General features: G+C 63.7%; 14 protein-coding genes, 1 tRNA gene and 3 pseudogenes. 11 read left to right on the forward strand and 7 right to left on the reverse strand.

From position 1 onward, the window contains the following. The 6 genes from trpB to pyk all read left to right on the forward strand — a co-directional run bounded on the left by trpB (nucleotide 1) and on the right by pyk (nucleotide 11,252). Nucleotides 1-1,386: a tryptophan synthase subunit beta gene (gene trpB / locus ABIB45_RS15245; protein ID WP_354216690.1), complete on the forward strand. Its 1,386-nt coding sequence runs from the start codon at nucleotides 1-3 to the stop codon at nucleotides 1,384-1,386. Further along, nucleotides 1,386-2,192 carry a tryptophan synthase subunit alpha gene (gene trpA / locus ABIB45_RS15250; RefSeq protein ID WP_354216691.1) on the forward strand — a complete coding sequence of 269 codons (807 nt, stop codon included), beginning with the start codon at nucleotides 1,386-1,388 and terminating at the stop codon, nucleotides 2,190-2,192. Before trpB ends, trpA begins: the two co-directional genes overlap by 1 nt. Before the next feature lie 5 nt (nucleotides 2,193-2,197). Further along, entirely contained in the window at nucleotides 2,198-3,376 is a 1,179-nt protein-coding gene (gene lgt, locus ABIB45_RS15255; RefSeq protein ID WP_354216692.1) for a prolipoprotein diacylglyceryl transferase, read from the forward strand. A gap of 264 nt (nucleotides 3,377-3,640) precedes the next feature. Then, nucleotides 3,641-8,251, forward strand: a complete 4,611-nt coding sequence (gene gltB / locus ABIB45_RS15260; protein WP_354216693.1) for a glutamate synthase large subunit — start codon at nucleotides 3,641-3,643, stop codon at nucleotides 8,249-8,251. Continuing rightward, nucleotides 8,244-9,701: a glutamate synthase subunit beta gene (locus tag ABIB45_RS15265; RefSeq protein WP_354216694.1), complete on the forward strand. Its 1,458-nt coding sequence runs from the start codon at nucleotides 8,244-8,246 to the stop codon at nucleotides 9,699-9,701. Before gltB ends, ABIB45_RS15265 begins: the two co-directional genes overlap by 8 nt. Nucleotides 9,702-9,773: 72 nt before the next feature. After that, nucleotides 9,774-11,252, forward strand: a complete 1,479-nt coding sequence (gene pyk / locus ABIB45_RS15270) for a pyruvate kinase (RefSeq protein WP_354216695.1) — start codon at nucleotides 9,774-9,776, stop codon at nucleotides 11,250-11,252. A 114-nt stretch (nucleotides 11,253-11,366) separates the two neighbouring features. Here the strand turns inward: pyk and ABIB45_RS15275 are convergent, their stop codons facing one another. Next, nucleotides 11,367-11,972: an ANTAR domain-containing response regulator gene (locus ABIB45_RS15275; protein WP_309819760.1), complete on the reverse strand. Its 606-nt coding sequence runs from the start codon at nucleotides 11,970-11,972 to the stop codon at nucleotides 11,367-11,369. A 204-nt stretch (nucleotides 11,973-12,176) separates the two neighbouring features. Between ABIB45_RS15275 and ABIB45_RS15280 the strand changes: the two genes are divergently transcribed. Continuing rightward, nucleotides 12,177-12,258, forward strand: a tRNA-Leu gene (locus tag ABIB45_RS15280). A gap of 611 nt (nucleotides 12,259-12,869) precedes the next feature. On the opposite strand, the gene ABIB45_RS15285 is transcribed toward ABIB45_RS15280, so the two are convergent. Further along, entirely contained in the window at nucleotides 12,870-13,256 is a 387-nt protein-coding gene (locus tag ABIB45_RS15285) for a peptidyl-tRNA hydrolase (RefSeq protein WP_354216696.1), read from the reverse strand. 375 nt (nucleotides 13,257-13,631) lie between these two features. Then, nucleotides 13,632-13,757, reverse strand: coding sequence for a hypothetical protein (locus tag ABIB45_RS15290; RefSeq protein WP_354216697.1), 126 nt, complete (start codon nucleotides 13,755-13,757; stop codon nucleotides 13,632-13,634). A 122-nt stretch (nucleotides 13,758-13,879) separates the two neighbouring features. Here ABIB45_RS15290 and ABIB45_RS15295 point away from each other — a divergent pair, with 122 nt between their 5' ends. Both ABIB45_RS15295 and ABIB45_RS15300 read left to right on the forward strand, forming a co-directional pair. After that, a complete protein-coding gene (locus ABIB45_RS15295) occupies nucleotides 13,880-14,791 on the forward strand; it encodes a DMT family transporter (RefSeq protein WP_354216698.1) in 912 nt (303 codons plus the stop codon). A 56-nt stretch (nucleotides 14,792-14,847) separates the two neighbouring features. After that, entirely contained in the window at nucleotides 14,848-15,312 is a 465-nt protein-coding gene (locus tag ABIB45_RS15300) for a TspO/MBR family protein (protein ID WP_354216699.1), read from the forward strand. Nucleotides 15,313-15,338: 26 nt separating this feature from the next. On the opposite strand, the pseudogene ABIB45_RS15305 reads toward ABIB45_RS15300, so the two are convergent. From ABIB45_RS15305 to ABIB45_RS15315, 3 pseudogenes are all read right to left on the reverse strand, one after another. Next, nucleotides 15,339-15,966 (reverse strand): annotated as a pseudogene (locus ABIB45_RS15305) (mechanosensitive ion channel family protein). 475 nt (nucleotides 15,967-16,441) lie between these two features. After that, nucleotides 16,442-16,775 (reverse strand): annotated as a pseudogene (locus ABIB45_RS15310) (STAS domain-containing protein). Nucleotides 16,776-16,960: 185 nt separating this feature from the next. Then, nucleotides 16,961-17,463: pseudogene (locus tag ABIB45_RS15315) on the reverse strand (isocitrate lyase/phosphoenolpyruvate mutase family protein); the annotation flags it as partial. On the opposite strand from ABIB45_RS15315, the gene ABIB45_RS15320 reads away from it, so the two are divergent. Both ABIB45_RS15320 and ABIB45_RS15325 read left to right on the forward strand, forming a co-directional pair. Then, nucleotides 17,359-17,688 (forward strand): hypothetical protein, encoded by a 330-nt coding sequence (locus ABIB45_RS15320; RefSeq protein ID WP_354216700.1) that lies wholly within the window; start codon nucleotides 17,359-17,361, stop codon nucleotides 17,686-17,688. The pseudogene ABIB45_RS15315 and the gene ABIB45_RS15320 overlap by 105 nt on opposite strands. Before the next feature lie 233 nt (nucleotides 17,689-17,921). Further along, nucleotides 17,922-18,101 (forward strand): hypothetical protein, encoded by a 180-nt coding sequence (locus tag ABIB45_RS15325; RefSeq protein ID WP_354216701.1) that lies wholly within the window; start codon nucleotides 17,922-17,924, stop codon nucleotides 18,099-18,101. Between the two features lie 149 nt (nucleotides 18,102-18,250). Here the strand turns inward: ABIB45_RS15325 and ABIB45_RS15330 are convergent, their stop codons facing one another. Continuing rightward, nucleotides 18,251-18,655, reverse strand: coding sequence for a nuclear transport factor 2 family protein (locus tag ABIB45_RS15330; RefSeq protein ID WP_354216702.1), 405 nt, complete (start codon nucleotides 18,653-18,655; stop codon nucleotides 18,251-18,253). Between the last annotated feature and the right edge of the window lie 167 nt (nucleotides 18,656-18,822).

Consider the following 18,822-nt stretch of genomic DNA (forward strand, 5'->3'; position numbering starts at 1 on the left):
ATGGTTGACGCACCCTCAGAGAACGCTGATAACAACGCCGCGGAGGCATTCCTGCAGGGCGGCTCGCTGAAGCACGCCCCGGGGCCATACTTCGGTGGCTATGGCGGACGCTGGATGCCAGAATCCCTCATCGCCGCCCTTGATGAGCTTGAGGACACCTTTGAAAAGGCCAAGGCCGATCCTGACTTCCTCGCCCAGATTGCGGAGCTGAACAAGAACTACTCCGGCCGTCCCTCACTGCTGACGGAGGCCAAGCGGTTTTCCGCACACGCCGGCGGAGCCAGGATCTTCCTCAAGCGGGAGGACCTTAACCACACCGGCTCGCACAAGATCAACAACGTGCTGGGGCAGGCGTTGCTGGCCAAGCGCATGGGCAAGACCCGCGTCATCGCGGAAACCGGTGCAGGGCAGCACGGCGTGGCCAGCGCCACGGCCGCCGCACTTCTCGGCCTCGAATGTGTTGTCTACATGGGCGCCGAAGACTGCCGCCGCCAGGCACTGAATGTCGCCCGCATGCAGCTGCTCGGTGCCACGGTGGTACCTGTGACCAACGGTTCCCAGACCCTCAAGGACGCTATCAACGACGCCCTCCGGGACTGGGTCAGCAACGTTGACACCACCCACTACCTGCTGGGCACTGCCGCCGGGGCGCACCCGTTCCCCGCCATGGTCCGGTTCTTCCACGAAGTCATCGGTGAGGAAGCCCGTGCCCAGATCCTGGAGCAGACCGGTAAGCTTCCCGACGCCGTATGCGCCTGCATCGGCGGCGGGTCCAACGCGATCGGCATCTTCCACGGCTTCCTCGATGACCCCGATGTGAAGATCTACGGCTTCGAGGCAGGTGGCGACGGCGTCGACACCGGTCGGCACGCAGCCACCATCACGCTCGGCAAGCCCGGCGTCCTCCACGGTGCTCGCTCCTACCTCATGCAGGACGACGACGGCCAGACAATCGAGTCCCATTCCATCTCCGCAGGCCTGGACTACCCGGGCGTCGGCCCGGAGCATGCCTACCTGGCCGATATCGGGCGGGTCAGCTACGAGCCCATCACCGACAGTGAAGCGATGGATGCGTTCAAGCTCCTGTGCAGGACTGAGGGAATCATCCCCGCCATCGAGTCCTCCCACGCCCTCGCGGGGGCCATCAAGGTAGGCAAGCGCCTGACCGAAGGGAAGGCCGATCCGTCCGAAACGGTGATCATCGTCAATCTTTCCGGACGTGGAGACAAAGACGTGGAGACCGCCGCGGAATGGTTCGACATGCTCGATGAGGAGGGCAAGGTCAAGGGCACCAACCTCTCCACCCGCAAGCCCAAGGGCCCCGCCGACCGGGCGGAAACTGAAGCCGTTCCTGCTGCCGTTGCAGACAAAACAGAGGACCACTGATGACTGAACAGACGGCCAGCAAGTCCGCCGCCGCCATCGACCGCGCCCGCGACGCCGGGCGCTCAGCCCTGGTCTGCTACCTGCCGGCAGGGTACCCGGACGTCCAGGCCACTATCGACGCCGGCATTGCCATGGCGAAGAATGGCGCGGACCTGATCGAAATCGGAATTCCCTACTCGGACCCGGTCATGGACGGTCCAGTCATCCAGGCGGCCACCACCGAGGCCATTGCCAACGGATTCCGCGTCGAGAGCGTGTTCGACGTTGTAGCCGGCATTACCGCAGCCACGGATGTTGCGGTGCTCGTGATGACCTACTGGAACCCTGTCCTCCGGATGGGCGTGGACGAGTTTTCGCGTAGGCTGGCCGAGGCCGGGGGAGCGGGGCTCATTACGCCGGATCTCATCCCGGATGAAGCGTCAGAGTGGTTCGCCGCGTCGGACAAGTACGGGCTGGACCGCGTGTTCCTCGTGGCACCGTCGTCCACACCGGAGCGCCTGGCCATGACGGTGAAGTCAAGCCGGGGCTTTGTGTACGCCGTCTCCGTCATGGGCGTCACGGGCACCCGCCAGGATGTCAGCAGCAGCGCTGAACAGCTCGTTGCCGACACTCATGCTGCCGGTGCCGAACGCGTGTGCGTGGGCCTCGGAGTGTCCAACGCCGGGCATGTCCGCGAGATTGCGGCCTACGCTGACGGCGTCATCGTGGGCACGGCGCTGGTTGCCGCCATCCGCGACGGCGGTGTCCCCGCCGTCGCAGATCTCACGCGTGACCTCAGCGTCGGACTCGCCAGGGAAGTAGCTTAGCCACCATGAAGATCCTCCTTCAGGCCGCCGCGCTGGTGCCGGCCAGTATCCCCAGCCCGGACTGGTCCGGCTTCGATATCCCGTTGCCATGGGGGACCCTGCGGATCCATGCCTATGCCCTGTGCATCCTGGCCGGAATTTTCGTGGGCCTGTGGCTTACCTCTGTCCGGTGGGCCCGGCGCGGCGCGCCCGACGGCAGCGTCTGGGACATCGTCATCTGGGCGATCCCGTTTGGCATCATCGGCGGACGCCTGTACCACGTGGTCTCGTCACCGGACCAGTACTTCGGGCCCGGCTTCGACGGGACAGGCGACCTCTGGCTGATCCCGCAGATCCAGCGGGGCGGCCTGGGCATCTGGGGTGCCGTAGTCCTGGGTGTCCTCGGCGCCTGGATCGGCTGCCGGCGTGCCGGTGTGAAGCTCGCGGCCTTCCTGGATGCCGCGGCACCCGGCCTCCTGCTGGCACAGGCCGTGGGCCGGTGGGGCAACTACTTCAACCAGGAGCTCTTCGGCGGCCCCACCACACTGCCTTGGGGACTTCAGATCGATCCGGACAACCCCAACTTCCCCGCCGGCACGCCAGCGGATACCCTGTTCCACCCCACGTTCCTGTATGAGTCGCTCTGGAACATTGCAGGTGTGCTGATCCTGCTCGCCCTGGACCGTCGGTTCAACTTCCGGCGTGCCCGGCTCTTCTGGCTCTACGCCATGTACTACACCCTGGGTCGGGTATGGATCGAAGCGATGCGCATCGACGAGGCTGAGCAGATCAACCTCTTTGGCATCACTACCAGGCTCAACGTCTGGACCAGCATCTTTGTGTTGGTCGCCGCCCTCATCATCTTCATCGTGTTGGGCCGAAAGGGGCGGCCGGTGCCGGACACCCCCTACTTGGACGGACATATTCCGGTTGCCGACGTGGCTCCAGTGCAACATGACGACGACGGGGAACCGCCCCGCGCGGCCGCTGCCATTGCTGTCCACGATTCGGATGACCATGTCTCAGATAGTGAATCGCGTGATAATCTGCCTGATAACCAAAATGGTTCCGGAAATCCTTCCACCCCAACGGAAGAGGAACCGGCGTCCAAGGGCGGCAACAAGCCCGTCACCGAATCGCCGGAGACCGGAAATTCCCGCCACAAGGCAACGGAATCCGCGCCGGAGGCTGGCACAAGCAAGTAGTACGCCAGCACGGCAGGGCAGCAGAGTCACCGCTCGGAGCGCCCACACACCACAGCGTCGTGGCAACAGGGCCCGACTGGGCAGCATAGAGCTGCTGACCGGTCAAGCCCGGGTCAGGGGCCTGCGTAACTGTTCGTTCAGCAGGCCTGTCTGGCCTACAATTTCCAATAAATAAACACTTTGTTGTGCCCATCACACAGGCGCTGAGAAGTGGGGCCAACGGTGTCCCTTCCATACGTACGATCTCGAGGAAGGACGTCTTCAATGACCCATCTTCATAGCCCACGCTGGTCCGAAAAAATAGGATCTGACGGCCCCGTCTCTCCGTTTAAGCGCTTCGCTGCGCTGCCGGAGGCCCGGGGTCTATACAACCCAGAAAACGAAAAAGATGCGTGTGGCCTTGCGATCATCGCCACGCTCCGCGGCGAGCCGGGCTACGACATCGTGGACGCCGCGCTTACGGCCCTGCGCAATCTCGAGCACCGTGGTGCTGTCGGCGCAGACGAAGGCACCGGTGACGGTGCCGGACTCCTGATGCAGATCCCGGATGAGTTCTTCCGTGCCGTCACCGAATTCGAACTTCCTGCGCCCGGCCAGTTCGTGGCGGGAACCGCCTTCCTGCCGGCAGAGCAGCTAGAGGCCGACGCCGCCAAGGCAGGCATTGAAGGCCTGGCCGCCGATGAGGGCCTCACCGTCCTGGGCTGGCGCGAAGTGCCCATCGTGGCAGACCTGGTGGGCGCCATGGCCCGCGCCTGCATGCCGTATTTCTCCCAGCCTTTCCTCGCCTCGGCAACCGGCGAGAAGATGGACCGCAATGAGCTCGACGCCCGTGCCTGGCGGATCCGCAAGCGTGCCCAGAACAAGTTCGGTGTCTACTTCCCGTCCCTGTCTTCCCGCACCATTGTCTACAAGGGCATGCTCACCACCGCCCAGCTGGAGCCGTTCTACCCGGACCTCTCCGATAAGCGCTTTAAGACCAAGCTGGCCATTGTCCACTCGCGCTTCTCCACCAACACGTTCCCGTCCTGGCCGCTGGCCCAGCCTTTCCGCACCATCGCCCACAACGGTGAAATCAACACGGTCAAAGGCAACCGGAACTGGATGCGTGCCCGCCAGTCCCAGCTCGCCAACCCGCTGCTGGGGGATTCCCCCGAAGAGCTTTACCCCATCTGCACGCCCGGCGCGTCCGACTCCGCGTCCTTTGATGAGGTAGCTGAACTGCTCTGGCTCTCCGGCCGGCCCATCACGCACTCGATCATGATGATGATCCCCGAGGCCTGGGAAAACCACGCCACCATGGATCCGGCACGGCGTGCCTTTTACGAATACCACTCCATGCTCATGGAGCCGTGGGACGGCCCCGCCGCCGTATCGTTCACCGACGGCAACCTGGTGGGCGCCACCCTAGACCGCAATGGCCTGCGCCCCGGACGCTACTGGATCACCGAGGATGGCCTGATCGTCTTTGCCTCCGAGGTGGGCGTGATCGACGTCGAGCCCTCCAAGGTGGTTAGGAAGGGCCGCGTTTCGCCGGGCAAGATGTTCCTGGTGGACACTGACGCCGGCCGCATCATCGACGACGAAGAGGTCAAGGCCGAAATGGCCGCGGCGAACCCGTGGGCCGAATGGGTCAAGGACAACCTGATCGACCTCAACGAGCTTCCCGAGCGTGAGCACGTGGTCCACACGGCTGCGTCGGTGAATATCCGCCAGCGGACGTTCGGCTATACCACTGAAGAGCTGAAGATCCTGCTGGGCCCAATGGCCCGCACCGGCGCCGAACCGCTGGGCGCGATGGGCTCTGACACCCCGGTGGCGGTGCTGTCCAAGCGCCCCCGCCTGCTCTTTGACTACTTTGTGCAGTCCTTCGCCCAGGTCACCAACCCGCCGCTGGACGCGATCCGCGAAGAGCTGGTCACGTCGCTGACCTGCGCCATCGGTCCCAACGGCAACCTCCTGGACACCAAGAGGGTACGGCAGCCGCAGATTTCGCTGCCGTTCCCCGTCATCAACAACGACCAGTTGGCCAAGATCGCGAACATTGAATCGCCCGCCGGCGACAAGGTGGCGATGAAGGTCCGAGGGCTGTACCGGCCTGAAGGCGGCGAATCCGCGCTGCGTGCCCGGCTCACCGAAATCTGCGAGCAGGTGTCCGGTGCCATCAACCGCGGCGTGCAGTACGTAGTGCTTTCCGACCGCGACTCCAACGCCCAGTGGGCGCCGATTCCGTCGCTGCTGCTGGTCAGCGCCGTGCACCACCACCTGCTGCGCAGCGCCAACCGCACCAAGACCGCTTTGGTGGTTGAGGCCGGCGACGTCCGCGAAACGCACCATGTGGCGGTCCTGATCGGCTATGGCGCGTCAGCAGTCAACCCATACCTCGCCATGGAATCCGTGGAGCAGCTCATTTCCACCGGCGACGTGGTGGGGGTTACCCCGCAGGACGGCGTCTACAACCTTATCAAGGGCCTCGGCAAGGGCGTCCTGAAGATCATGTCCAAGATGGGCATCTCCACGGTGGCCTCATACACTGGCGCGCAGACGTTCGAGGCCCTCGGCCTTGGACAGGACCTGGTGGACGAGTTCTTCGCCGGCACGCATTCCCAGCTGGGCGGCGTGGGCCTGGATGTCATTGCCGCTGAGGTTTCGGCGCGGCACCAGATGGCCTACCCGGAAGGCGGCATCGAGCAGCCGCACCGCCCGCTGCTGGGCGGCGGCGAATACCAGTGGCGCCGCGACGGCGAGCCGCACCTCTTCAACCCGGAGACTGTCTTCCGGTTGCAGCACGCCACGCGTGAGCGCCGTTACGACATTTTCAAGGCCTACACCAAGGGTGTGGATGACCAGTCCGAGAACCTGATGACCCTGCGTGGGCTGCTTAAGTTCAAGGACAACCGTCCCGCCGTGCCGTTGGAGGAAGTGGAGCCCGTCTCCAGCATCGTGAAGCGCTTCTCCACCGGCGCCATGAGCTACGGGTCCATCTCGAAGGAAGCCCACGAGACCCTCGCGATCGCCATGAACCAGTTGGGCGGCAAGTCCAACACCGGCGAAGGCGGCGAGGACGTGGACCGTCTGCTGGATCCGAAACGGCGCTCTGCGGTCAAGCAGATCGCGTCCGGCCGGTTCGGCGTCACCAGCCTGTACCTGACCAACGCCGACGACATCCAGATCAAGATGGCGCAGGGTGCCAAGCCCGGCGAAGGCGGCCAGCTCATGGCGCAAAAGGTGTACCCGTGGGTTGCCCGGACACGCCACTCCACGCCCGGCGTCGGCCTCATTTCGCCGCCCCCGCACCACGACATCTACTCCATCGAGGACCTCGCGCAGCTCATCTACGATGCGAAGCGCGCCAACCCCTCGGCCCGTGTCCACGTCAAGCTCGTCTCCGAAGTTGGGATCGGCACGGTGGCATCGGGTGTCACCAAGGCAAAGGCCGACGTCGTACTAGTCTCCGGACATGACGGCGGCACCGGCGCGTCCCCGCTCAACTCGCTCAAGCATGCGGGTGTGCCGTGGGAGCTGGGACTCGCGGAGACCCAGCAGACGCTGATGCTCAACGGCCTGCGCGACCGCGTCGTGGTGCAGGTGGATGGCCAGCTCAAGACGGGCCGCGACGTTGTTATCGCTGCCCTGCTCGGCGGGGAGGAGTTCGGCTTCGCCACCGCTCCCTTGGTGGTGGAAGGCTGCATCATGATGCGCGTCTGCCACCTGGACACCTGCCCGGTGGGTGTGGCAACCCAGAACCCCGAACTGCGTGCCCGCTTCAGCGGCAAGCCCGAATTCGTGGTCAACTTCTTCGAATTCCTGGCCGAGGAAGTCCGCGAAATCCTCGCGGAACTCGGCTTCCGGACCATCGAGGAGGCCATTGGCCACGCCGAAGTTCTGGACGCCCGCGAAGCGATCAACCACTGGAAGGCCGACGGCCTGGACCTGGACCCGATCCTCCACGGCCTTGAGTTCGACGACGACGCCCCGCTGCGCAACCTCACCTCGCAGAACCATGAACTGGACAAGCACTTTGACCAGCGTCTGATCACCATGGCCACCGAGGCACTGACCGACCGCACACCGGTGAAGATCGCCGTGGACGTCATCAACACTGACCGCTCGGTGGGCACGATGCTCGGCCACACGGTGACCAAGACGTTCAGCACCGACCTGCTGGCGCCGGACACAATCGATATCACCCTGACCGGCACCGCAGGACAGTCGTTGGGTGCGTTCCTGCCCGCCGGCATCACGCTGCGCCTGTTCGGCGACTCGAACGACTACGTGGGCAAGGGCCTTTCCGGCGGACGGATTATTGTCCGGCCGGACCGCACCAACGTGTTCACGGCCGAAGCAAATGTCATTGCCGGCAACGTGATTGGCTACGGCGCCACCAGCGGTGAGATATACCTTCGCGGCCAGGTGGGCGAACGCTTCCTGGTCCGCAACTCCGGAGCCACGGCTGTTGTTGAAGGCATCGGCGACCACGGCTGCGAATACATGACCGGCGGTCAGACCCTGATCATCGGGCGGACCGGACGCAACTTCGGTGCAGGCATGTCCGGCGGTACCGCCTACGTTCTGGACCTGCGGACCACCCGGGTGAACAAGGATGCCTTGCAGTCCGGTGAGCTCCAGCTTATGGAACTCGACGCCGAAGACCGCGACATTGTCCACGGCCTGCTGGTCAAGCATGTTGAGGAAACGGAATCCCTGCACGCTGCCCGCCTGCTGGAGAACTTCGACGACACTGCTGCCCGTATTACCAAAGTTCTGCCCCGCGATTACGCGGCAGTCCTGCAAACCCGCCTTGACGCCATTGAAGAGGGCCTTGACCCCGATGGCGAAGAAGTTTGGGCTCGAATCCTGGAGGTAACCGGTGGCTGATCCACGCGGATTTCTTAAAGTACGCCAGCGTGAAACCCAGCCACGCCGCCCTGTTCCGGTCCGCATCATGGACTGGAAGGAAGTTTACGAGGCTCAGGAAAAGGGTGTCCTGAAGGCCCAGGCCGGGCGTTGCATGGACTGCGGCGTGCCGTTCTGCCACCAGGGCTGCCCGCTGGGCAACCTTATTCCCGAGTGGAACGACCTCACCTGGCGGGACAAGGGGGAGGAAGCGATTGAGCGGTTGCATGCCACCAACAACTTCCCCGAGTGGACCGGCCGGCTCTGCCCGGCACCGTGTGAGGCGTCCTGCGTGCTGGGAATCAACCAGCCTGCCGTGACCATCAAGCAGGTTGAAGTGTCCATCATCGACGAAGCCTGGGACAGCGGTTGGGTTAATCCGTTGCCGCCGACGCGCCTGACCGGAAAGACGGTGGCCGTCGTCGGTTCCGGCCCCGCAGGCCTCGCCGTCGCGCAGCAGCTCACCCGGGTGGGCCACACCGTGGCTGTCTACGAGCGCGACGACAAGATCGGTGGCCTCCTCCGGTACGGCATCCCCGACTTCAAGATGGAGAAGGAGCAGGTTGACCGCCGGGTCGAGCAGATGAAAACGGAAGGCACCCGCTTCCGCACCGGCGTCGCCGTGGGTACAGACGTGACGTGGGAGCAGTTGCGCCGCCGCTACGACGCAGTCGTGGTTGCTACCGGCGCCACCGTGCCGCGGGACCTGCCCATCCCGGGCCGCGACCTTGACGGTGTGCACTACGCCATGGATTACCTGGTGCCTGCCAACCGCGTTGTCGCGGGGGAGACCGTGGAGAACCAGATCCACGCCAAGGGCAAGCATGTGGTGATCCTGGGCGGCGGCGACACTGGCGCTGACTGCCTCGGCACCGCGCACCGCCATGGAGCCGCTTCGGTGACCACGCTGGCCATCGGCAAGCAGCCGCCGCCGGAACGTGCCGGGCACCAGCCCTGGCCGACGTTCCCCACCCTGTTCGAAATGGCAAGCGCGCACGAGGAGGGTGGCGAACGTACGTACCTCGCCTCCACCGTGGAGTTCGTGGGCGAAAATGGCAAGCTCACCGGCGTGAAGGTTGCCGAGACGGAATTCGTGGATGGCAAGCGGCTCCCCAAAGCCGGTACCGAGCGGGTCATCCCGGCGGACCTGGTCTTCCTGTCCCTGGGTTTCACCGGAGCCGAACCTGCCGGGATCACCGAGCAGGTCAGCGCCGAATTCGACGGCCGCGGCAACGTGGCCCGCGACGGTTACTACATGACCAACACCGAGGGAGTCTTTGTGGCCGGTGACGCCGGCCGCGGACAGTCGCTCATTGTGTGGGCTATCGCCGAGGGCCGCGCCTGCGCTGCCGCCGTGGACAAGTTCCTCATGGGCAGCACCATCCTGCCGGCGCCCGTGGCCCCGACGGACCGTGCCATCACTCTCCTATGACGTCCGTTCAGTTCGCCGCGTGTTCACTTCCACAACAACTCAATCAATGCAGCACACTATTAGGGTAGGTATATGAGACGCGCTAAGATTGTGGCCACGTTTGGCCCGGCAATTGCCAGCTTTGAAAACACTCTCGCCGTGCTGGAAGCGGGCGTCGATGTGGCCCGCATGAACATGAGCCACGGCGACTATTCCGTACACGACAACACCTATGAGAATGTCCGCAAGGCCGCAGCCCAGCTGAGCAAGCCGGTGGCGATCATGGCCGACCTGCAGGGCCCGAAGATCCGCCTGGGCCGGTTTGTGGATGGCCCGCACGCCCTCTCCGCGGGTGACATTTTCACCATCACCACTGAGGATGTTCCAGGCACAAAGGACATCTGCTCCACCACGCTCAAGAGCCTTACCGAGGACGTCAACGTGGGCGATGCCCTGCTGATCGACGACGGCAAGGTCGCCCTGCGGGCCATCGAGGTGGACGACGTCAAGGTGGTTACCGTGGTAACCGTCGGCGGGATGGTGTCCAACAACAAGGGCATCAACCTTCCTGGCGTTGCCGTCAACGTACCGGCCCTGAGCGAAAAGGACGAGGACGATCTCCGCTGGGCCATGCGCCGCGGCGTTGACATGGTTGCCTTGTCGTTCGTCCGCGACGCATCAGACATTTCCCGTGTGCACGAGATCATGGACGAAGAGGGCCGCCGTGTGCCTGTTATCGCCAAAATCGAAAAGCCGCAGGCCGTGGAGCAGCTCCACGAAATCATTGATGCCTTCGACGCGATCATGGTTGCCCGTGGCGACCTGGGTGTGGAACTTCCCCTCGAGGAGGTGCCGATCGTACAGAAACGCGCCATTGAACTGGCACGCCGCTGGGCCAAACCGGTCATCGTGGCCACGCAGGTCCTTGAGTCGATGATCGACAACCCGCGCCCCACCCGGGCGGAAGCCTCTGACTGCGCCAACGCCGTCCTTGACGGTGCAGACGCAGTTATGCTCTCAGGCGAGACCAGCGTGGGCAAGTACCCGATCGAAACCGTCAAGGTTATGGCCCGGATCATTGAATCCACCGAAGTCCACGGCCTGGAACGCGTTCCTCCGCTGGGGACCAAGCCCAAGACCCGTGGTGGCGCCATCACCCGCGCCGCCGTCGAAATCGCTGACCAGCTGGAGGCCAAGTACATTTGTACCTTCACCCAGTCCGGCGACTCCGCACGGCGTCTTTCGCGCCTGCGCCCCATCAGGCCCGTGTTCGCCTTCACCCCGGTGGAGCACGTTTGGAACCAGTTGGCGCTGACGTGGGGCATCCAGCCGGTGCTGGTTCCCATGGTGGGCCACACTGACGAGATGACCGCACAGGTTGACCGCAGCCTGCTGGAAATGAAACTGGTGGAAGACGGCGACATGGTGATCATTGCCGCCGGTTCCCCTCCCGGAAAGGCCGGTTCCACCAACATACTGAAGGCGCACAGGGTGGGCGACGACGCCGACACTGCAGGCTTCGGCGAAAGTGGAGCGCCCCGGGATAAGCTCGGCCCCTGGCCGACGTCCTAACAAAACTGCCCGGTGGTTGAGCCTATTGATGCCCGGCTGGCTCAACGCCAGGGCTTCGGATTAAACGGAAGAACCCCTGCCGACTGGCAGGGGTTCTTCCGTTTATCTGGAGTCCTAGTTGACCTGGTTGATGATGGTCTCGGCGACTTCGCGCATGCTGAGGCGTCGGTCCATGGAGGTCTTCTGGATCCAGCGGAATGCCTCCGGCTCCGTCAGGCCCATCTTGGTGGTGAGGAGGCTCTTCGCGCGCTCCACGAGCTTGCGGGTGGCGAACTGCTCCTGCAGGTCCGAGACCTCACTTTCGAGGGCCTTGATTTCCTCGTGGCGGGAGAGGGCAATTTCCAGGGCAGGGATGAGGTCGGCCGGGGTGAAAGGCTTGACCACATAAGCCATGGCGCCGGCGTCGCGGGCACGCTCCACGAGTTCCTTCTGGCTGAACGCGGTCAGCAGAACCACGGGGGCGATTCGGGCCTTGACGATCTTCTCCGCCGCGGTGATGCCATCCATAACCGGCATCTTGACGTCCATGAGGACGAGGTCGGGCTTGAGTTCCTCGGCGAGCTGCACGGCCTTCTCGCCGTTGTCTGCTTCGCCCACAACGTCGTACCCTTCGCCGCGCAGGATCTCGATGATGTCGAGGCGGATGAGGGTTTCATCCTCGGCTACAATGACGCGGCGCGCCGGTTGGGAAGTGGGTTTTGACTCCGTCTGTTCAGTCACGGGATCTCCTTGAAATGGTACGGCGGGAACATCACCATTTTAGGTGCGCCCGCGGCCGTACTTTGAACTGCATGGTCTGTTGCGGCATCAGCGGCGCGATTCTGGAATTTAGCCTATCTGCATGTAGAGTAATTCCGCATACGTGAAGCGATCGCGTTGCTCACAATCAGTAGTGGGCGTACCGGTCAGCACCACGTATTCCGCGCCCGAGTGGCGGAATTGGCAGACGCGCCGCACTCAAAATGCGGTATCGAAAGGTGTGTGGGTTCGAGTCCCACCTCGGGCACGACGTTTTCCCTCGTCAGAGGCGATTTTGCTTTGGCGTGTTGACAAAGCTTGTGGTTGCGTCGCTCTGACGGCTGGTGTGCGGGCTGTGGCCTGGCTGCCGCGGAGCCTATGCAGGTGTGTGGGGTAGCGGGTTCAAGATCCTGGCTGATGGGCCTTCCGCCTGCTCTGACTGAGTTACTCCAGTACCTCGTTCCGGTTCTGATAGGTGGGCCGGGTGGTCCACATCTATTCATGGGCCGGGGGTCACGGCTACTACATGACGTCGCCGATGTTGATGCCAAACCTGCTTTGGACGTTCGTCCTCGTCCGGTGGGCGAGTAACACTTACCCAGTTTGTCCTGCCAAATAGGGTGTGGACAGTGTCCACACTTATGTCTGCTTTATTGGAGGGGTGCCTTGCGGTGGTAGGCCCGCGAGACGCTGCGAGGAATGGCTTTCGGGCCGGTGGGATTGTTCATCCAAGCTAGTACCGGTGATCTCAGGACCTCGGCTGAGTCGATCTCACAGCAGACTTTGGCTGTCAACACATTTCGCTTCCCGTTCTCAAATCCAGAATTCTCCTGGCGAGCAGTACTTTTGTTAGGGAGCGACAATGGCGGGAGGTTCGGGTCAGGCTTTGACGAAGGCCGTCGCGGATCCCGGGTCGATCTCGGTGCGTCCGGCATCTACGATGAGCAGGTCCTCCGGGACGCCGGCGGCGTAGTCGTTGAAGGCTTCCTGCTGGACGAGTTCGATCCGGAACGGGCAGCCTGCCTCGTACCAGGCCCGGCGCTCGGCCGTGTCCAGGGACAGGAACCAGGCGAACAGCGCGTGGCCTGCCTGGGCGGCCTGCTTGCCGGTGGACATGCCCAGGCCGGCGTTGAGCATCAGGACGGGGGAGCCCTCGGGGGCGACGATCGGGTGGTCCGTGGCGCGCTGGGGCAGGTCGGTGCCGGAGACCTGGAGTTTGGCCAGGTGCCGGGACATCGCCCCGTACGTGGTGGGGCGGAACGCCATGGCCTGGGCCTTGCCGACGGTGACGGCGGCGTGCTCGGCGGCGGGAACTTGGTGCTGATCTTCTCGTACGTCCTCGCGTCGGCGCGGCGGGCGGACTTGGTGAACGGCCCATCCAGCCCGGCGGCCCATGACGGGTCCGGGTCCACCATGGACAGGCTCTCTTCGGCATACGCGAGGACACTTGCCAGGGCGGCGGCGTGGGCGGCGTCGATGTGGGCTGCCGGTGACGACTTGTCGACAAGCAACATGATGGGCTGGACGTAACCTTCGCCGTGCATGAGTTCGATTCTTCCGTGAGGGAGCGTCCGTCATGCGGCACCCCTCAGAGTGATGGGCGTGCCCCATGTGTACGGCGGTTCCGGCGTCCCTCCCCGGTCAGCGCAGGCAGGAGTTGATCTCGGGCCGCAGCAGGCGTTCGGCTTCGGCGCCCAAATCCAGGTTCAGGGCAGCGGAGAGTGCACGAGCCAGCTTGGGTGCCGCGGTGACCGAATCCGCGAGCAACTGCCAGAGGCCACTTCAAAGGGCCTCCAATCTTTATTTGAGACCAAGGCTCAAGCCAACTGCTGGGCTTCTTTGCACCCGATGCGGTCTTTTTTGGTGGTTGGGTTCGGTAGGGTCAGATCATGATCCCCACCCTTGCCGTGCCGGCGCTGTCGTCCTATCACTGGCTGGGCATCCCGATCGCTATCGCCGGGGCGGTCCTGCTCGCCCTGGGCACGATGTTTCAACACAAAGCCGTCCAGGATCAGCCCGCAGCACAGGGCCGAACGACCGGGAGCATGGGTGGCGGACGCCTGCAGGCCCTGCTGGCCAAACCGGCGTGGTTGGGTGGGACGACGATGCTCGCAGCGGCGATCCTTCTGCAGCTCACAAGCCTGAGGTTCTCCCCTTTGATCGTCGTCCAACACATCGGTGCGGTGGCCCTGGTCGTGACCACCCTGGCCACGGCCCGCACGACGCGCAGGTCCCCTGGCCGCCGGGCTCTCACATCGGTGGCCCTGTGTGTGGCAGGGGTGGGTGCCTTCGTTGCCGTCGCGGCGGTCTCCGCCGAGGATGTTGAAATCAGTGTCCGGCACCTGGTCACGATCCTGGTCGTGCTCGGTGTTGTCCTGGCCCTACTGGCCGTGGCCTACGGGCTGTGGCGCCGACGGTGGGGTGCCATCGTGTTCACCGGAGCGGCCGGGGTCCTGTTCGGTTTCGTCGCGGCGCTGGCCAAAACCGTCATCGGTCGGCTTTTCCAGGGCGACTTTGAATGGCTGTCTCTGACCTGCCTGGCCGGGCTGGTCATTGCCGCCCTGTCAGGAACGTTCCTGGTCCAGACGGCACATACCCACGGCTCATCCGAACTCGTCGTCGCCGGGCTTACAGTGATCGACCCGCTGGTCGCCGTCACCCTTGGCATCACCATCCTCGGAGAAGCCGACTCTGCCCCGCCCCAAGCGTTCATCGCCTTCCTCCTCGCCGGCGCCACAGCCATCGCCGGCGTCATCCTGCTCGCCACCGTCAAAAAGACACCCGGCACCCACGCCGCATGAGACGGCACCCAATGCGTGGCCGGGCGACCGCTGGTACCGGCCGTCAGATTGCTGCGTTGCTCGGCTTTCTTGCCCTGTCGCACGCGGTATCACTGCTCGGCTCACTGGCCATCACCGCGAACGCCCACGGCTGGTACGCGGCAGCGAACAAAGCCCCCTGGACACCACCGGACTGGGTCTTCGGGACCATATGGACAGTGCTGTACACAGCCATGGCCGTCGCGGCGTGGCTCGTCTGGCGGCACCGGCCGGCCTCCCGCCGTCGGGCCCTGGAAGTCTACGCCATCCAGTTGGCCCTGAATCTGGCATGGTCACCCACGTTTTTCGGCATGTACCCCATGCTCGGAACCCCTGCCCTGTGGCTGGCGCTCCTCATCATCACAGCCCTGGCCCTGGCAGTAAGCCTCACCGTTGTCCGCTTCGGGCCCATCAGCCCGGCCGCCGGGATCCTGATGCTTCCCTACCTTTCATGGATCATATTCTCCGCCACCCTGAACCTCTACGCTGCTACCACCAACTGAGCCTCAAACCCCGGCAGAAATATGTCCTACCTTCCTGCCGGGGTTAGTGCCTCGTCCGGTGTCGTGTCCTCGGTGGTGAGGGTGTAGGTGCCTTGTGAGCGGTTGCCGACGCGCAGGATTTCGCCGTTCCGCAGGTACCAGATGGTGCCGTCTTCGGCGCGGACGCGGGTGATACGAAGGCCGACGGATTCGACGGTTCCGATGACTTCGCTGGTCTCGATGACATCGCCGATACCGTACTGGTCTTCCAGGGTGATGAAGATCCCGGCCAGGAAGTCCCGGATCAGTTGCTGGGCGCCGAAACCGATCGCGATGCCCAGGATCCCGACGCTGGTCAGCAGCGGCGCGACGTTGACCTCCAAGGCGCCCAGGGTATAGATGATCACGGTCACCACGATCAGGACCGCGACGATACTGGTCAGCAGCGGATCCGATGGTTTCCGCCCGCTGGACCCGGCGTTCGTGGTCCAGGGTCCGCAGTACCGGCTGCGCCCACCGGAAATGAGGTTTCTTCAGCATCGCGTAACCGTTACTGACCCGTCCGACGATGCGGGAGATCACGGACCGGGCAACAGCCCAGGCCCCCGCCCCAAGACCGATAGTGATCAGGACCTGGAGAAGGACGCCGACCCATTTCTCACCCGTAAAAACCATGTGTGACACCCCCAAAACTGGGCCGTGAGACACGAGGAGCAGTGAGACGACTTTGCAAGACGCCCGCCGCCTGCTGGTGTCCGCGTGATTGTCATTTTCCGAAGTCGTCTGCACGGAATGTCCACACTCGTCTGCACGTGCCCCACTACATTTGCGTATGGCGAACGCCCTGCGTGCCGCTGCTGGTGCAGCAATTATTTTGTGGGTCCCAGTGCAACGAGTTAGATCCGTGCGCCTGGCTGTCCGCTCAGGGAAGGATGCCGGCACCTGGCCAACGAACTTGAGGTGGCGAGACTCCGGGGTCTACTTCCAGCTTGCTTCGCTTGCGCTAACAACCCGTGATTCCCCTTACCGGCTGGGCGGCCACTTGTTCTCTGGACGAAGGGGCGTTGAGCCAGAGGCTGTCCAGGTTATTGTGGACGGACTCGATGGCGTCTTCGGTAGCCGGCCGCGGTAGCTGCGGGACGCCAGGACCTCAGTCATTGCTGAACGCATCTTCGGCCGATCCGTAAGCTGTGTGAGGACCCTGTCCATGCTGGTCAGCTGCAGGACCATCCTCACCTGTGGCTGGACCGCCGCGATCCGGAGGTCCCCGCCGGCCTGCCGCGCCGCCTTGAGGCAGCCGATAAGTGCGCCCAGGCCGGAGGAGTCCAAAACACGGTCTTTTCCAGGTTCACCACAATCCGGTTGGACCCGACGACGATCACGTCCGAGTCGAACTCCCGAAGATTGGGTGCGGAGACCATGTTCAGCCTCCCATCAGCCTTAACTTCCGCGTAGGAGCCTTTAACCTCATAGCTAAACTCCATCAAAATTCCTCTCTGTAATGTGCTGGGCTGTCGTCTGTCGGGGGTGAACCCCTCATTACGCACTGCCTCGAAGAGCACACTGAGCACGACGAGGTCGAAGATCACTCAAGCCGAGGGCAAAGACTTCCCGACTTCACCATGCACGCTTCCCTTGTCCGTGTCTCTCAGGAGACAGGTTCTTGGGGTTAGTTCAGGGGTGGGGTGTCGACGGGAATGACACCGGTCCCATAGAGGTCGGTGGCCAGTTCGCGGAGTGCGCGCAGGGCGACACGCTGGGTGAAGGGGCCGTAGGAGACGCGGGCGACCCCGAGTTCCTGCAGGTCTGCTGCGGGCAGTGCGCCGGGGCGCCGATCACTGACAGCTTTCCGCGCCCCAGTCCCTCGACCAGGGGTTCGATGACCTCACGGGTGAGGGCTCCCGGGACGAAGACCAACGAGGCGCCGGCATCCAGGAACGTACGGCCCCGGGCTATGGCGTCATCGATGCTGTCCTTGAGGGGACGGTCACCGCCGCGAGCGATGGCGTCCGTGCGGGCGTTCAGCTGAAAGTCGATACCTTCGTCGTTGGCGGCGGTGATGATGGCGTGCACGCGGGCGACGGCTTCATCGAAGGGCCGAAGCCGGTCTTCAACGTTGGCACCGACGACGCCGAGCCCGATGGCCCTGCGGATCGTCTCGGCCGGGTTGTCGCGGCTCGCGCGGGTGCTTCTTATCCCATGACCGTGCCGGCCGGCCTGTCGCGTTGCCCTCGGTTCGATGACGACGTCGGGGGCAGTTCCGCCTTTGGTCGGCCGGAGTGGTGGGTAATGGTCTGGCCGTTCGAGCTGGTTTGGGAACGGAATACATCCTTCAAGTTTCGGATCAAGGCTGCCGATGGGACAGTTGCGGCGGTGTCCGTCACCTTTCCCGGATAAGGCATCCGTGCGGCCCGTGAGTGCGCGGGAGGGGACTGATCATAGATCTGTGCTCCGCCGGCAGAAAGTAGAAGTACCAAAGGACGCCAGGTCCATCATGTTCTCGGGGTGCCGACAACCGTAGGGTATCCGCGTTTTCGACGCTTCGGGACGCTTGTCAGACAACCCCGCAAGCGGCCATGACAGCCGGCCAGGACGGCAATCCTTTGTGGCCGCGGTCGCGAACCATGGGCATGAACTATTACAGCCCGGCGGCGCAGGAACGGGTCAAAGACGCCGCATATGATGCAGTGGAAAAGGTCTTGACCGGCATCTTCGAACCATTGAGCAGGCAAGCCCTGACCGCGCGCTGGAACCACGCCGTTGAAGCCATGGCTAAACACCTCGAAGCGCAGGACAACGGCTCCGAATAAACCGCACCGCCCCGCACCCCGCCTTGTCCCCGGAAAACCCCTAGGGACAGGAGAACCGTGACAGTGGAAACTGCAGCGACACCCCTTGTAGTGGGACATTACAGGCGCTTTCAAGGGATGGGATATGTAGGGGCGGGGTCTCTGGCGGGTTACCCCTCTTGCTGTACCGTGTCGGCATGCCGGTGGAAGACCTTCCATTGACCGTCTTCGCGTCGATATACCTGGGTGGCTCGCAAGATGTAACTCCGAGGCTGCCCATCCACGGAGGTCGAGGTGTGCTCCCGGCCGGCGGTGTAAGCGACGTCGCCGACAATGTCATACGAGAGCAGCTCGAAGGAGTACGAGGTGCAGTCAGAGAACTGCCGTTCGAGGCTTTCAAACAGGTCGTTCAGTTCGTACTGTCCGAAGGCGCTGCGCCATGCCCCAAGGACGCTTACCGGCTCGTTTCGGGACCAGAGCGCCCGGCGCGGGGCGGCATCACCGTTGTGAAGGGCCACTTCCGCATCATGGAGGTCACTTTTGACCCAGGCCAGAAAGTCATCACGGTCGCTCATGGCACCAGTATGAGCGTGGCCCGGGGTGAGCGCCATCAGAAACTCCCCTGACGAGGAGCGGGCTTATCGTTGCGGAATTTGTCAAGGTGAATGAGGCCAGTGGGAGTTAGGCTGCTGCTTTTGTGTCGGTTTTCTCGGCGGGTTTGTTGATCCAGGCCGCGTCGGGG

The sequence above is a fragment of the Arthrobacter sp. UYCo732 genome (genome assembly GCF_040547265.1).
Classification (GTDB): Bacteria; Actinomycetota; Actinomycetes; order Actinomycetales; family Micrococcaceae; genus Arthrobacter.